The following is a 15919-nucleotide window of genomic DNA, read 5'->3' as shown; positions in this document are numbered from 1 at the left end:
TTTAACAAATTAGCCGACAATGTTTCAAATGATAAAGTATTTAAAAAAGAAAAGAAGGTATTGTGGAAATGCGGTAATTGCGGATATATTTTTGAAGGTCCGAATGCACCCGAAAAATGTCCTGCATGTGATCATCCACAAGCACATTTTGAACTTTTTGTAGAAACTTATTAATATATTTATGTATGCCTTGGGATATAAAGTACCGAGGCATTTTTAGTGCTTCAAGTGTGACAATAACTTAGTTATGAAAATGACAGGCGCCATCTATTTCACCATTTTTATAAATCATTTCTGGAAATTTCTATCCCATTTTAAGGATAAATAATTTTAAACAAATTACTTATAATGATTTTGCAATCATTTTATGGATATAATGGTAAATTTTCCGTATTATGAAAAAAATTTTGCATTGCGAAACGTTGTCTTATATATTATAATCATTTTATAAAGAGGTATAGTTATAGTAGTAGAATTGTAAATAGCTTTCGTGATGATCAATAATTTTTGCTTGGGGTGATTATGAATTGACTGAAATAGTACAATCAATTGAAAGAGCTTTAACAATACTTGAAATAGTGGCAGAGTATAATGCTGGACTTGGAATTACTGAAATAAGTAATAGAATTGATTTACATAAGAGTACTATTCATAGATTATTATCCACTCTTATTCATAAAGGATATATTATACAGGATCCTGTAACGCTTAAGTATAGGACAACCCTAAAATTATATGAATTAGGTTGTAAAAGGGTAGAAAATACTGATATATTAACTGCATCGAGACCATATACGAAAAAGCTTATGGAATTTACAAATGAGGTAGTCCATCTTGTTGTAAGAGATGGCAATGAAATTGTTTATATAGATAAGGTTGAAGCTGAAAACACAATTACAATGCTTTCTACAATAGGTAGAAGGATTCCGCTATATTGTACCTCTGTTGGGAAAGCAATTTTGTCTCAGCTTGATATGGAAGAAGTAGTAAAGATATGGAGAACAAGTAATATAATAAGGAAGACACCAAATACTATAATAAATCTTGAGGACATGGTCGAAGAATTGACAAAGGTGAGAAACCTTGGTTATGCTGTGGATGAGGAAGAGAATGAAGAAGGGATAAGATGTATTGGAGCTGCTATCCTAAACAAAGATGGGGATGTAGAAGGTGCTATAAGTATATCCGGTCCTATAATGAGAGTTACAGAAGACTTAATTAATATATATGGAGAGCAGGCTAAGAATTATGCGTTGCAAATATCTAAGGAATTAGGATATATACCTAAATAGAAGTTTTCTGGTTATTTTTTATATCCAATAGTCGGAAAATAATTTCACAATGTGAAAAAAATGGAATGGAAATTAATATTCCATCAAAGTAATGAATCAAGAAGCAGATAATTAATTAATATTTTTTATAAAAACAAATAAGGAGGACTAAAATGAATTATTTATCCAATACTACTTTGAATTATCCAGCGTCTGGGATTAGAGTCATGTTTGATTTAGCGTCAAAATATCCGGATGCTATAAACCTTTCTTTAGGCGAACCGAATTTTGAAACTCCGGAACACATTAAGGCAGCTGGTATAAAAGCAATATCAGAAGGATTAACTAAATACAATCCAAATGCAGGATTATATGAACTAAGAGAAGCTGTAGCTGAAAAATATGGTAATGATTTAGGCTATAAAATAGAGGCAGAAAATGTGATGATTGCTGCTGGAGCGATGGAAGCTATATTTTTAGCACTTGCTGCAATAATAGACAATGGGGATGAAGTTATAATTCCTGATCCGGGATATCCAAATTATAGTGGTACAGTTGCCACTCTTGGTGGGAAAATGGTTAGAGTACCGCTATATGAAGAATATGGGTTCAAATTACAACCTGAGGATCTAGAAAAGGCAATCACACCTAAGACAAAGGTTTTAATAATGAATTATCCAACCAATCCTTTAGGAGCAATTTTAAAGAAGGAAGATGTTGAAAAGTTAGCTGAAGTAGTTAAGAAACATAATATCGTGGTTATTTCAGATGAAGTATATGACAAGATTATTTATGATGAAAATGTTCACTATAGCATATCTCAAGTTGAAGATGTGAGGAAACAAGTATTGGTAGTAAACGGATTATCAAAAACCTATGCAATGACAGGATGGAGAATAGGCTTTATAATAGGGGACAAAGAGATAATTAAAAATATGCCTAAAATTCAAGAAGGCGTAGTATCTTGCTTGCCTCCATTTGTTCAAATGGCAGCAGTTGAAGCGTTAAGAGGTCCGCAAGATTGTGTTGAAGAGATGGTCTCTCATTATACAAGAAGAAGAAAGATAATAACAGATGGATTAAATTCGATTAAAGGATTTAAATGTCTTGAAAGTGGAGGGACTTTTTATGCTTTTTCAAATATTAAATCGTTTGGTAAGACATCGAAGGAATTTGCCGTAGAAATACTTCAAGAAGCAAAAGTAGTATGTGTACCAGGTTCAGCATTTGGAGAAATGGGAGAGGGATATATCAGGTTATCATTTGCAAATTCTGATGAAAACTTATATGAGGCAGTAAAACGTATTAAAAATTATATAGAGAAGGCATATTAGTACTTTTATTTGAAATATTTTCCCCTATAGTTACACAGTAAAAAATATACACTCCATCATAATAATGGAGGATAGGAAAATATTAACTATTGATGTAGAATCGCTTTATCAGGAGGTAAGAGATCAAGCTAATAAAGGTAAAACGGAGGATCAGATTCGTTATTGTGAATTGCTTTATAAGATAAAACCATATTATCAAAATTGGTATAATTCATGGTTAAAAGATTTAGAATTAACGCCATTTTATAAAATGAATAGTCGTATTTAAAACAAATTAATTCACAAACAATCTTTTATATATAAATAAAAAATAATGCTTCATTTAGAAGCATTATTTTTATCTCTGAACCCTGCCTGAGGCATCGCCCTTTAGCAAGGTTTCAACTTCATCTTTAGTTACCATATTGAAGTCGCCAAGAACTGTGTGTTTTAAAGCGGATGCAGCAACGCCAAATTCCAATGCATCCTTAAAATCCTTTCCTTCTAATAAGCCATGTATAACACCGGCTGCGAAGGAATCTCCTCCACCTACTCTATCTACTATTCTGATATCATATTTTCTTGAGTGGTAGAATTCCTTACCATCGTATGCACATGCTGACCAACCATTATCTGAAGCTGAATAGGATTCTCTTAATGAACTGATTACATATTTAAATCCGAATTTTTTCATCATTTGTTCAAATATATCTTTATAGCCGGCAAGCTCTAAATCTCCTGAGGTAACATCAGTTTTACCGGGTTTAAAACCTAATACTTTTTCTGCATCCTCTTCATTTCCGATACATACATCAACGTATTGCATTAAATTGGACATTACTTCTTTAGCCCTTTCAGGAGTCCAAAGTTTTTTCCTGTAGTTTAAATCTACTGAAACAGTTACATTATGTCTTTTTGCAGCCCTTAAAGCTTCTTCAGTCATAACTGCAGCCTTTTCACTTAAAGCCGGAGTAATTCCTGAAAAATGGAACCAGTCTGCATCTTTAAATATCTCATCAAAGTCAAAATCGCTGGCATCTGCTTCAGCAATAGAGGAGTGAGCCCTATCATATATAACCTTTGATGGTCTCATGGAAGCTCCGGATTCTAAGTAGTAGATACCTACTCTGTCCCCACCTCTTACAATATAATCAGTATGAACACCGAATCTCCTTAGAGAATTAACAGCAGCTTGACCTATTTCATTCTTAGGTAATTTTGAAACAAAATATGCATCATGCCCATAATTAGCAAGAGAAACAGCTACGTTCGCTTCACCACCACCATATACAACATCAAATGAATCCGACTGAACAAATCTTTCGAATCCGGGAGTTGAAAGTCTAAGCATTATTTCCCCTAAAGTTACAATTTTTTTCATCATTATTCCTCCAATATAATTATTGTCTTGCTAATTTAACTTTTTCGACAAATTCCTTAGCGGCATTAGTCATATCTTCGCTTGAACCTTTAGTTAAGTTTCCGCCAACGCCAACCGCTATACATCCATTTTTAATCCATTTATCTACATTATCAATACTTACTCCTCCTGTTGGCATCATAACAGCTTGAGGTAGAGGGCCCTTAATTGCTTTTATGAAATCCGGACCGAATGCACTTCCGGGGAACACTTTAAGTACATCTACACCGGCTTCCATTGCTGCAATCATTTCAGTTACAGTCATGCATCCTGCCATATAAGGAATCTGATATCTATTACATAATTTTGCGGTTTCTAAATTAAAACCCGGGCTTACAATAAAGTTTGCTCCGGCTAGTATAGCTATTCTTGCTGTTTCGCTGTCTAAAACAGTACCGGCTCCAATTAATAATTTATCTCCAAATTCTACAACTAAATCCTCAATTACCTTTTGTGCACCAGGAACTGTAAATGTAATTTCAATGGAATCAATACCACCTTCCATACATGCTAAAGCAATTTTCTTAGCTTTTTCGCTGTTTTCGGCTCTAACAACAGCTACAACTCCTACTTTCTCAATTCTTTGTAACACTTCATACTTTCTCATTGATATATATCCTCCTCTTATTTAAATTTCATAATGTGGAACATAAATTTGTATTGCGAAACTTATCACTTTATATTATAATTAATTATGAAAACAATTGCAAGTGGAAATTAGAAAAAGCGAATTTAGATGTGAGTTTTGAATAAACAGCGTAATGATTCTTGGGTGCTCAAGAATTTATTATAGACAAATTAATCAAGGAGGAATTTTAAATGATATCTATTGAACATGTAGGAATAGCTGCTAAAAATACAGTTGAATTAAAAGATTGGTATGTAAGACTATTTAATTTCGAGGTAGTGTACGACAACAAAAAGGAAATGCCTACTTACTTTTTAAAGGTAGGAGAGGCTATGATCGAAATCTATCCTGCTAAGAATGAAATAAATAACTCAAGTTTGGATAAAACATATCAGGGAGTTCGTCATATCTGTTTCTATACAGATGATATTGAAAAGGAGAATAAAAACCTTATAGATAATAATGTAACGATTATTGAACCATTAAGTGATAATAAAAAAGGTGTCAAAACTATATGGTTTAAAGATATTGAAGATAATATATTGCACTTTATTCAAAGGGACAAAAAGTTAATATAAATCAAACGCTAAAAATTGAAAGGAGCAAATTTATGGGAAATTTACTTAAGAAAAAATTAGAGAACAAATCGAATGTAATAGGTCCGTTTATGAAATTGCCATCTCCGGCTGTAGTTGAAATAGCAGCTTTAGCAGGCTTTGATTTCGTTATCATAGATTGTGAACATGGACCGCTTAATATGTTGGAAGCAGAAAATATGATAAGAGCGGCACATTTATCAAATATGTCTGCTGTAATAAGAGTCGGTGAAAATAATCCTAATATGATTTCGAGAGCTCTTGATATAGGTGCTGATGCAGTTCAGATTCCGCAGATTTCTACAAAAGAAGATGCAATTAATGCTGTTAAATCTTCTAAGTTTTCTCCTTTAGGAGAAAGAGGTGTGTGTAAATATGTAAGAGCAGCAGGGTATTCTTCTATGGATAAAAGTGAATATTTTAAATATGCCAATGAAAATACTTTGGTAATAATTCACATTGAAGGTTTGGAGGGAATAGAAAATTTAGATGAAATTTTAGAAGTAGAGGGTATAGATGTAATATTTATAGGACCATATGATCTATCTCAATCATTAGGCATCCCCGGGGATGTAAACAATGTAAAAGTAGAAGAAAAAATGAAAGAAGTAGTCAATAAAGCTAGTGCTAAGGGAAAAATTGTAGGTACTTTTGTAGATGATATCGATGCTGCGAATAAGTGGAAATCACTCGGTATTCAGTATATGTCATATGCTGTTGATGTAGGGATAATTTATGATAGCTTTAAAAGGGTAACTAAAGGTTTTAAATAGATTAAAATAAATTGCATTATTATATAATTTAGGAGGACAATTGTCCTCCTAAATTATATTTTACTAAAAATTTTGCAATCTATTTTTGGAAAGCAATATTATTTGAAAATATTAAAAATTAAGATATAATTATAAATAACAATTACATCTTAATTTAATATAAAAGAGTAGGAGTATTAATTAGATTATTATGGCTAATATAGATTTATCTAATCGGAATGATGATAACATGAGTAATATAGATTTTAGCATTAAGGCTAAGGAAGTCCAAGCAGTTATTATTAAGAGTAATGATGAACAATTGAATTTTATAAAATCCACTTTAGATAAAAATGAAGATTCACCGATACTTAAAATGGGAGATAGTGACGAAATAATTGACAAAAATGATATAGAGATTATTTATAAAGACCCTATTTTATTTGACAATATGAGTATTGCAGAAAACTTCTATTTTGATGACTTACCAAGGAAGAAATTATCTAACATAATAGATTGGAAAAAAGTAAAGAGGAACTTTGAATCAGTTAATAAATTTTATGGAATTGATGGCAATTATAAAACAAAAGTGAGAGATCTATCATTAGGAAATAAGAAGTTCCTATATATCTGTAAACATTTTTATAAAAATCCTAAAATTATAATCATACAAGAACCCATGGATTATTTGTCCTTGGAAAATTCCACTAAAGTAACTAAGATTATTCAAAATTTCATAAACAATGGAGGTATGGTTATATATATAACTAAACAATGGGAAGAAGCGTTGGTCATTTCTAATTATATTACAATCATGTCAAAAGGGAAGATATCGGGAAAGATGTCTAGCAAAGAAGCAAAATCCAATCCGAGAAAATTATTAAGTTTAATTGAAGGTTATCAATATAAAGAAGATTTGGACAGTGATGATGTTTTAAGTGCCATTTTTAAATCTTCTGAATATCTTACGTCTGAATATGAATTGAGGGATATACTAAAGTTTCTGTCGATGGAATTATCGGAGGTTATGGATATTGATGGATGCCTGATAAGTCTCATTGATTCCCAAACAAATACAATAATTGATAACTATGCTTATAGTAAGTCGCATGTTGACTTACCTTTGCTTAAAGATGAGTATATTTTAGATAGAGCAGCTCAAGATGATATTTCTTACTTTAATATAAGGGATATTGGATTTGAATCAATGTTTAATGATGCAGTTGATTTTAAAACAATTATTAGTGTTCCAATTGTGATTAGAACGCAACTTAGTGGACTTATAAGTATATATTTTAAGTGTATCTATACCCAAACACAAAAAGAGAGCATGTATTTGTTAACCTTTGCAAGGCACGCAGCAATTGCAATTGAAGGGACAAGATTATTGGGGCAATCTGCTCTTTTAGAGGAGAGTCACCATAGGATCAAAAATAATCTACAGTCTATAATTACTTTGATTTTAACTCAAAAAGATATTATAGAAAATGGGAATAAGGAACAAGTGAATGATGCTTTTCTAAAGGTTATATCTTTGATAAAAAGTATCGCATCTATCCATGACCTATTATCAAAGAATGAACATGGGGGAAGTATTATAAATCTTAAGGTAATCCTAGAAACTTTGATACATAGTATAGAAAATAATGACATTCAATTTAATATGCACCTTGATGATGTATTTATATCCTATAGTAAAGCTACATCAGTTGCAATAGTAGTTAATGAACTTTTAACAAATGTTATAAAACATGCATATAAAAATATCCCCAAGAACTATATCAAAATCGTTGAAGTAAATTTGACAATGTTTGACGATGATATTGTATTAATAATAAAAGACAATGGAACAGGTATTCCTGAAGATTTTAATTTAAAAACTACAAAATCCAGCGGGATAAAAATAATTAAGGGGATAGTCAACAATGATTTTCAAGGCAATGTTTATTTTACTGTAGACAATGGAACTATGGTTAAAATAATTGCTTCTCATAAATGGATGATTAGTTAGGGGTGAAGATATGTCAAAAAAATTGAATGTTCTAATATGTGAGGATGATTATTTGGTATCTCAGGGATTAAAATACAGTGTAGAATCCTTGGGGCATGATGCAATTGCAATTGCAAAAAATGGTAAAGAAGCTGTTGAGTTAGCATTGGAGAAATTACCGGATTTAATCATTATGGATATAAATATGCCTATTATGAACGGACTTGTTGCATTAGAAAAAATCAATAAATATATTGATATACCGTGTATAATTTTAACAGCATATCATAAGGATTCACTAATAAAAAAGGCTTCCGAAAATGGTGCATTATATTATCTGATTAAACCGATAACGGATTATGATTTAAATGCAGCAATTAATATAGTCATGGCTAGATATAGCGAATTTGAAAATTTAAAATTGGAATTAAATCAGACTAAGGAGAAGTTAGAGACTAGAAAATACGTTGAAATTGCTAAAGGGTTATTAATGGACAAGTATGGACTTAAGGAACAAGAAGCCATGATAAAAATCCAGAAGTTAAGTCGGGATAAAAATTTAAAGATGGTAGATATATCAAAGCAAATAATTGAATCGTTAAAAAATAAAAAAAATAGTGGGACAAATTTGGAAGGTGATTCTTGACAATAATATTGAGATGATGTAATATATATTTGAAAACATTTTCTTTTAAGGTTAAAAGATTTGTAAAGTAAAAATATTTGAGAGGTTATGGGTGCCTCATTAGCAAGTACTTTTTTGTACCTGCCGATGAGGTTTTTTTGTTTGCCGGAAGAGTAAGCTGTATATTGGTATATTGATTAGGGAAAACTTAACGGAGGTGATGTAATTGGAAATCAATATAGAACGTTTATATAAAGATGTAGAAGATTTAGGAAAGATAGGATTTGAAGAGAATGTAGGCGTTACCAGGTTATCATATTCGAGTGAATATGATAAGGGAGTAGATTTAGTAAGAAATTTAATGGAATCTGCTGGATTGAAAACATATATTGACCCAGTTGGGAATTTAATAGGTAGACTTGAGGGGAAAAGCGACAAGGCTATTTCAATTGGGTCACATTTAGATTCGGTGCCTGCAGGAGGGATTTTCGATGGAACTTTAGGTGTGTTAGCAGGTATAGAATGCGTCAGGGTACTTCAGGAGAATGGATATAAAAATCATCATCCAATTGAAGTTATAGGATTTACAGAAGAAGAAGGCAATGTTGTGGGGGGAACTTTTGGAAGCAAATGTTTCACAGGTGTACCGATAGAAGAGTCCAGCATACCTAAGATGGAACAGCATGGATTGGATATGAATTCAGTAAATATGGCTCGCAGAGATCCGGAAAAATATAAATGCTATTTGGAGTTACATATTGAGCAGGGTGGGGTTTTAGATAATACCACAACTCCAATCGGAGTTGTGAATGGCATCGTAGGCATAACTCGTTATAGGGCAACAGTTAATGGGATGGCAAACCATGCAGGAAGTACGCCGATGAATCTGAGAGATGATGCTCTGGTCAAAACATGTAAGATGATAACCAGACTTATGGAAATAGCTCATTTAAAAGATGAAGAGATTACCTGTACTGTAGGGCAAATGACTGTATTACCCGGAGCTGTGAATGTTATCCCCGGCAAGGTTGAGTTCATTATAGAACTTAGAGGAAAATCAATATCCGCTAATGAAGAAATAATCGAACAGTTTTATGAAGAGTTTAGAAATGAAGGGTTAATTTTAAAAAATATATTAAGCCAAAAGGAAACTGTTTTGGATGAAAGAATAATAAAAACGATTGAAGATTGCTGTAAAGAAATGAATATCGCATATAGGAAAATGTATAGCGGAGCAGGTCATGATGCTATTAATATGGCATTATTTACACCTTCAGCAATGATGTTTATTCCCAGTATTGGTGGAATAAGTCATAGTATCGTTGAAAAAAGTTTACCAAAGGATATAGCTATTGGATGTCAGTTGTTACTAAATTCCATAGTTAAGTTAGATAAATAATAGTAAGGGAGCGGCAAAAATGAAAATTAAATTGATAAATCCAAACACAACATGGTCAATGACTAAAAGCATTGAAAATTGTGCTAAAAAATATGCGAATGAAGGTACAGCTGTATATGCAGTAAGTCCGGATATTGGAGTAAACAGCATCGAATGCTATGTTGATGAATATCTTGCAATTCCCGGAGTTTTACAAGAAATCGTAAAAGGAGAAGAAGAAGGAGCAGATGCATTTGTTATTGCTTGTTTCGGAGATCCAGGATTAGAAGCAGCAAGAGAAATTACAGATAAACCTGTAGTGGGTATTGCTGAAGCAGCAATGGCAACTGCAAAAATGATAGCCCCTTATTTCTCAATTGTATCTGTTCTTGATAGATCGGTAAAAATTACTGAAGATTTAGTAAAGGGTTATGGAGCTAAGGACTTTTGCAAATCAATTAGATCTACAGGACTTAGTGTTTTAGACTTCGGAACTAATATTGAAAAGGGGTTAGAAGCTTTAAAAGAACAAAGTATGATTGCGGTAAAAGAGGATGGTGCTGAATGTATACTTTTAGGATGTGCAGGTTTTGTTGACTTTGTAGAAGATTTGAAACAAAGTTTGGGAGTACCGGTATTAGATGGTGTTATGCCTGCCGTAAAATTTGCCGAAGCGCTGGTAAATATGAATTTGAAAACAAGTAAGATAAATACATGGGGGTTCCCTGAGGAAAAAGAATATATTGGTTATGATCTGCCAAGTCCTCAGAACAGGTAAAAATTCAATTAATTTATCGAAAAGGCTTTTTATAATGTATAAAATGACATCTAATTATTTATGCATTTCATGATTGTACCTTATGTTATAAACAAAATATTTATAATAAGAAAAATAAGGAGGAATAAGAATGTCAAGAAAAAGAAGAATTTTGATTATGCTTGTTGTATTGATACTATCCATGGGGGTATTAACAGCATGTCAAAGTGAACCACCGGTAGCCCCTGCCGATAATCCGCAAGAATCAGATGAAGTTATTAGTCCTAAAGCAATAGACGGGGACATAACTGTTGGAGTAAGCATAAATGCCTTAGATGCCATTAACAACAGACAAGTTTTTGAGATGATGCAGAAAAAGGTGGCTGATGCCGGTTATGAATGTATAGCAACTAATGCAAATGGTACAGCAGTACAGCAGTCAACTGATATAGAGAATTTAGTACAACAAGGGTGTAATGTAATAGTTGTATTAAATGGAGATACAGATGGGCTGACAAATGCAGTTAAAGAAGCAGCAGATAAAGGTGTACATGTAATTAGTGTAGAGTCAGGATACATACCGGGGATATCCGCATATTTTGCAAAGAATGATTTTGCTCTAGGAGCAGCAATGTATATGATGTTAGCTGGTGAGATGGGTTATGAAGGAGAAATTATCGCAACCGGTCACAATGATCATCCGGCTATTCGAGCTCGTGTTAATATACAAGAAGCAATGCTTAAAGAATACACAAAAATTAAGCTGGTAAACAGGGTAACTACAGGATATCCCGGAACAACTGAATTAGCTTATAATGGAGTTGAAAGTGCATTGCAGCAAAATCCAGATGTTAAGTCTATTTGGTGTACATTTGACTTAGAGGCAATCGGTGCTGCACAAGCATGTGAAGCTTTAGGAAAGAAAGATATTAAAATTGTTGGTGCTGATGGAGAAATTGATGTTCTTAGAATGATAAAGGATGAAAAGTATATAGTTGCTACATCAGTTGCGGATTTAGAGGCAACTACTGATGATGTAATTGATACAATCGCAGCTTTAGGTCACGGAGAAGATGTGAAAATGTTCCATGAAATGCCGTTTATAATGATTACTAAAGACAATGTTGATGAATGGATTGAGAGGACTGAGAATTATTTAAAAAACAAATAACTTTTATGATTGGAGGGTCTTTGGAACCGGAAGAATTCATGGATGCAGAGGTAATCATGAAATATTCAATAGGAGGCAAACATGGAAAAACAGCAAAAAACTGATAAGAATATGCAGATATCAAAACTAGCAAGTAAATATGGGACGTTAGTTTTTTTAGCAATTTTATTTATAACTTTTTCAATTCTTAGGCCAAAAACATTTCTAAGCATGGGCAATATATTTACTATTTTACGTCAAATAGTAATATTAAGCATTTTAGGAGCAGGATTAACTGTAGTCATGATTACAAATCGTATTGATTTAACTATAGGTTATACGACTAGTTTTCTAGGAGTTGTTGCAGGGGCGTTGATGGTACATTTTGGATTGCCTGTATGGCTTGCAGCTATAATTACAATATTGGTGGGTGCTTTTTTGGGCAGTTTAAGCGGGATTTCAGTTGCAATTTTAGGGATACCGGATTTTATTGCAACCTTGTCTCTTGGATTTCTTATTTCAGGATTTAATCAGTCCTATACAAAGGGACATCCAATTTCAGGATTACCGGAAGGATTTAAGATCTTTGGAGCTAAATTTATTGGACGCATACCTACTTCACTCTTTTTTATGATAGCATTTGTGGCTATAGTATATATACTACTGAATTATACCAGGTTTGGAAGATATATATATGCCATTGGAGGCAACGAAGAGGCAGCAATAATGTCCGGAGTTAATGTAAATAAAAATATAATTAAGGCTTATATAATAAGTGGAATAGGCGCAGGATTGGCATCTTTGATACTTGCTTCAAAACTTGGAACTGCTCATCCTACTGCAGGAGATAGTTATCTTATGGAAGCATTGGCAACAGTTTATGTAGGAGGCACTGTATTTAAAAGCGGTGAACCTAATATAGCAGGAACATTTGTTGGCGCATTAATAATTGGAATTTTATCCAATGGTCTTACTTTGTGCAATGTTCAGTATTATAATCAGGATATTGCAAAAGGGTTAGTTATTTTTCTTGCAGTAACCATTACCTCTATTCAGAAGAAGAGAAATAAGTAGCAAGTTTAATTATCTTTTGATTATATATTTTAATTATATATAAAATAAATTTATAGGAGGGTTAACACATGAAGACTTTAATTAAAAATGGAACTATTTTAAGTTCTGATAGTGAGATTAAAGCTGATATATTAGTTGAAGGAGAAAAAATTGTAGCCATAGGTCAAGACCTCAATGATGACGTTGATAAAATAATTGATGCTACTGGTAAGTATGTATTCCCGGGTGGGATAGATCAACACACACATTTTGAGGCGCTGACTAATACTGGTGATAAAGACACTGCCGGATATGAAACTACAAAAGCATTAATTGTTGGTGGTACAACTACCATTATAGATTACGCACCGCAGGATCCAGGATGCGGATTGATTGAATCAGCAAAATATAGAATTGAAAAGAGAGCTAAGGGCAAAACATGTGTAGATTTTGGATTGCATTCACTAATTACAGAAGTAAATGATAAGATGTTTGATGAAATAAAGGAACTTCCAAAACATGGAATAAACAGCATAAAAGCATTTATGGCGTATATTGGTTCTCCATTACATGTTGATGATGGAACTCTATATAAAGTTTTATCTGAAAGCAAAAAGGTAGGTCTTACAACATTCGTTCATGCTGAAAATGGTGAGATAATAGATATGCTTCAAAAAGATTGTGTAAAAGCAGGGCATACATCTCCTAAATATCATGCCGTTTCAAGACCTCCAATAGTTGAAACTGAAGCTACAAGAAGAGCATTATATTATGCTGAAGAATTAGATGCTCCAATATTTATAGTGCATGTAACTACTAAAGGCGCAACAGATGCTATAGCTGAAGCTAAAGCAAAAAAGGTCCGTGCATATGGAGAAACTTGTACACAATATCTAACAACAACAAAGGATGTTCTATCTGATCCTGATTTCAACGAAGCAGCTAAATATGTATGTTCGCCTGCTTTGAGAGATCAAGATGATGTAGATGCTATGTGGGATGCTCTTAATGATAATACTTTAAGTGCTATTGTTTCAGACCATTGCGGAATTGATTTGCATGAAATGAAACAAGTAGGCAGAAACAATTTTGTAGATATACCAAATGGCGCACCGGGTGCTGCTGATAGAATAAATATGATCTGGACAAACGGAGTCGCTAAAAATCGTATAACAAGACAAAAATTCGTAGAAGTATGTTCTACATTCCCAGCTAAAATCAATGGAATGTATCCTAAGAAGGGCGTAATAGCTGTAGGCTCCGATGCAGATATAGTAGTCTTTGATCCGGAATACAGAGGTGTTGTAAGATTGGAAGACAATCCAAACGGAATAGATTACAATATTTACGAAGGCAGAGAGCAAATTGGTAGACCGGAAGTTGTATTATTAAGAGGAAAAGTAGTTCTTGAAGATGCAAAATTTGTAGGGGAATTGGGACAGGGCAAGTTCATTCCATGTGAACCTTATGCATATTGCTATGAAGGCAGGAAATAGGACTTAGTATAATACCTATTGATATAAATAAATATAACAAAGGGAGTTTTCCCTTTGTTATATTTATTTAGTGGAAGTAATATTTTGTGACATTTCGTGTGACATTTGGCACCAGTACAGTAAATTATGTCCAATATACAATTTCAAAAAAATAAAAAGGCTGATTTTCAACGCTATCAGCCTTTACACTATTCTAAAAAAGTCGGGGTGAGAGGATTTGAACCCCCGGCCCCATGGTCCCAAACCACGTGCGCTACCAAACTGCGCTACACCCCGATATTTAGTTGTAATTTTTAACGACCATTTTAGTATATAATAAATTTAGACAAATTGCAAGCATTTTTTGCTTATTGAAGAAAGTTTTTTACTTAATTGTTATTATAGATACCTCTGATATTTTTCTTTTAAATTTGGGTATAGTCATAAGAAGAATATAAGGAGGGGTAAAATGCCTAATAATATGATAAAAAAACAATTAAACCATCGTACGATAAGAGAGTTCAAAGATATGGAAGTCCCTGATGAAATTTATAATACCTTACTAGAGGTGGCACGAAGAACTGCAACTTCTATAGGTATGCAGCAGTCATCGATTATTAGAGTTACAGATTCTGATTTAAAAGTGAAAATTTCGAAGATATGTAACCAAGAATATGTAGCACGTGCTCCGATTTTATTGATATTTATTGTGGATACTTATAGAAACCATCAGATTGCCTTGGAACAAGGAATTGACTCAAAGAATTCATCAGATATGGATAGATTTTTCCAAGGATTTACGGATGCTGCATTATCTGCACAGAATATAGTAAATGCTGCTGAATCCATGGATTTGGGGGCAGTATATCTTGGAAGTGTATTAAACGACGTATGGAAACTATGCGATTTACTTGAATTACCTCAATACACTTTTCCTGTAATAGGATTGGGGATTGGATATCCAAATCAAGATCCTCAGCTTAAGCCCAGAATGGATGTAAAACTTAGAGCTTTTGAGAATCATTATGAGAAAATGGATAATTATATGGAAAAAATCAATGATTATGATAAACAGATGCAGACATATTATGATTTGAGAGATGATAATAAGGCTATGGATAAGTTTAGTCAACAAGTCGTTGATAGACTTACCAATGTCTCAATTAAAAGACAAGATATTGTAAATGCTATAGTGAGCCAAGGATTTGATTTAAAATTAAAAGAATAATTGCGTAGGCATAGATTTTTCTAAGAAATTTAATTATTTAAAATTAAATGGGAATTGTAATAAATATTGGCTAATTTGTTGACTGATTAGATTGCGTATGTTAAAATAAATTCAATGAATTAAATAAAATCTTGATGCCTTATCAAGAGCGGTGGAGGGAATAGGCCCTATGAAGCCCGGCAACCTGTTAAAAACAAAGGTGCTAAATCCTACAGAATCTTGTTTCTGGGAGATGAGGTGAAATTAACATACGCCTTTTCTTTGAATTGGCTTTTTTTATGCC

General features: G+C 32.9%; 16 protein-coding genes, 1 tRNA gene and 1 riboswitch. Of the genes, 14 read left to right on the top strand and 3 right to left on the bottom strand.

Translation table 11 applies throughout. The features are described from left to right. Positions 1-60: 60 nt before the first annotated feature. From H8707_RS15275 to H8707_RS13360, 4 genes are all read left to right on the top strand, one after another. Entirely contained in the window at positions 61-174 is a 114-nt protein-coding gene (locus H8707_RS15275; RefSeq protein ID WP_394354626.1) for a rubredoxin-like domain-containing protein, read from the top strand. 353 nt (positions 175-527) lie between these two features. Next, entirely contained in the window at positions 528-1292 is a 765-nt protein-coding gene (locus H8707_RS13370; RefSeq protein WP_262430645.1) for an IclR family transcriptional regulator, read from the top strand. Positions 1293-1444: 152 nt separating this feature from the next. Next, positions 1445-2605 (top strand): pyridoxal phosphate-dependent aminotransferase, encoded by a 1161-nt coding sequence (locus H8707_RS13365; protein ID WP_262430644.1) that lies wholly within the window; start codon positions 1445-1447, stop codon positions 2603-2605. Positions 2606-2669: 64 nt separating this feature from the next. After that, entirely contained in the window at positions 2670-2873 is a 204-nt protein-coding gene (locus H8707_RS13360) for a hypothetical protein (protein ID WP_262430643.1), read from the top strand. 69 nt (positions 2874-2942) lie between these two features. Here H8707_RS13360 and H8707_RS13355 read toward each other — a convergent pair whose 3' ends face one another. Both H8707_RS13355 and H8707_RS13350 read right to left on the bottom strand, forming a co-directional pair. Next, the gene (locus tag H8707_RS13355) at positions 2943-3965 is read right to left on the bottom strand and encodes a sugar kinase (protein WP_262430642.1); all 1023 of its coding nucleotides are present in this window, start codon (positions 3963-3965) and stop codon (positions 2943-2945) included. A gap of 19 nt (positions 3966-3984) precedes the next feature. After that, on the bottom strand, positions 3985-4611 hold the full coding sequence (locus H8707_RS13350; protein ID WP_262430641.1) for a bifunctional 2-keto-4-hydroxyglutarate aldolase/2-keto-3-deoxy-6-phosphogluconate aldolase: 627 nt from the start codon (positions 4609-4611) through the stop codon (positions 3985-3987). A gap of 212 nt (positions 4612-4823) precedes the next feature. Between H8707_RS13350 and H8707_RS13345 the strand changes: the two genes are divergently transcribed. The 9 genes from H8707_RS13345 to hydA all read left to right on the top strand — a co-directional run bounded on the left by H8707_RS13345 (position 4824) and on the right by hydA (position 14429). Next, positions 4824-5210, top strand: a complete 387-nt coding sequence (locus H8707_RS13345) for a VOC family protein (RefSeq protein ID WP_262430640.1) — start codon at positions 4824-4826, stop codon at positions 5208-5210. A 32-nt stretch (positions 5211-5242) separates the two neighbouring features. Beyond that, positions 5243-6001 (top strand): HpcH/HpaI aldolase family protein, encoded by a 759-nt coding sequence (locus H8707_RS13340; RefSeq protein WP_262430639.1) that lies wholly within the window; start codon positions 5243-5245, stop codon positions 5999-6001. A 190-nt stretch (positions 6002-6191) separates the two neighbouring features. Then, entirely contained in the window at positions 6192-7991 is a 1800-nt protein-coding gene (locus H8707_RS13335; RefSeq protein ID WP_262430638.1) for a histidine kinase dimerization/phosphoacceptor domain -containing protein, read from the top strand. A gap of 10 nt (positions 7992-8001) precedes the next feature. Further along, positions 8002-8616, top strand: coding sequence for an ANTAR domain-containing response regulator (locus H8707_RS13330; protein WP_262430637.1), 615 nt, complete (start codon positions 8002-8004; stop codon positions 8614-8616). 205 nt (positions 8617-8821) lie between these two features. Beyond that, positions 8822-9994 carry a M20 family metallo-hydrolase gene (locus H8707_RS13325; RefSeq protein WP_262430636.1) on the top strand — a complete coding sequence of 391 codons (1173 nt, stop codon included), beginning with the start codon at positions 8822-8824 and terminating at the stop codon, positions 9992-9994. 19 nt (positions 9995-10013) lie between these two features. Further along, positions 10014-10751, top strand: a complete 738-nt coding sequence (locus tag H8707_RS13320) for an aspartate/glutamate racemase family protein (protein ID WP_262430635.1) — start codon at positions 10014-10016, stop codon at positions 10749-10751. A 130-nt stretch (positions 10752-10881) separates the two neighbouring features. Further along, a complete protein-coding gene (locus H8707_RS13315; RefSeq protein WP_262430634.1) occupies positions 10882-11901 on the top strand; it encodes a sugar ABC transporter substrate-binding protein in 1020 nt (339 codons plus the stop codon). 81 nt (positions 11902-11982) lie between these two features. Further along, positions 11983-12954 (top strand): ABC transporter permease, encoded by a 972-nt coding sequence (locus H8707_RS13310; RefSeq protein ID WP_262430633.1) that lies wholly within the window; start codon positions 11983-11985, stop codon positions 12952-12954. A 68-nt stretch (positions 12955-13022) separates the two neighbouring features. Beyond that, positions 13023-14429: a dihydropyrimidinase gene (gene hydA / locus H8707_RS13305; RefSeq protein WP_262430632.1), complete on the top strand. Its 1407-nt coding sequence runs from the start codon at positions 13023-13025 to the stop codon at positions 14427-14429. Between the two features lie 202 nt (positions 14430-14631). Here the strand turns inward: hydA and H8707_RS13300 are convergent. Further along, positions 14632-14705 (bottom strand) — tRNA-Pro (locus H8707_RS13300). A gap of 172 nt (positions 14706-14877) precedes the next feature. Here H8707_RS13300 and H8707_RS13295 point away from each other — a divergent pair. Next, positions 14878-15636, top strand: a complete 759-nt coding sequence (locus H8707_RS13295; RefSeq protein ID WP_262430631.1) for an NADPH-dependent oxidoreductase — start codon at positions 14878-14880, stop codon at positions 15634-15636. Between the two features lie 136 nt (positions 15637-15772). After that, a riboswitch (SAM riboswitch) is annotated at positions 15773-15875 on the top strand. The last annotated feature ends 44 nt before the right edge of the window (positions 15876-15919 follow it).

The organism is Paratissierella segnis (assembly GCF_014385195.1).
In the GTDB taxonomy this organism is placed as follows: Bacteria; Bacillota; Clostridia; order Tissierellales; family Tissierellaceae; genus Paratissierella; species Paratissierella segnis.
The sequence above is the reverse complement of the archived record's forward strand: the minus strand, read 5'-3'. Positions and strand labels throughout refer to the sequence as shown.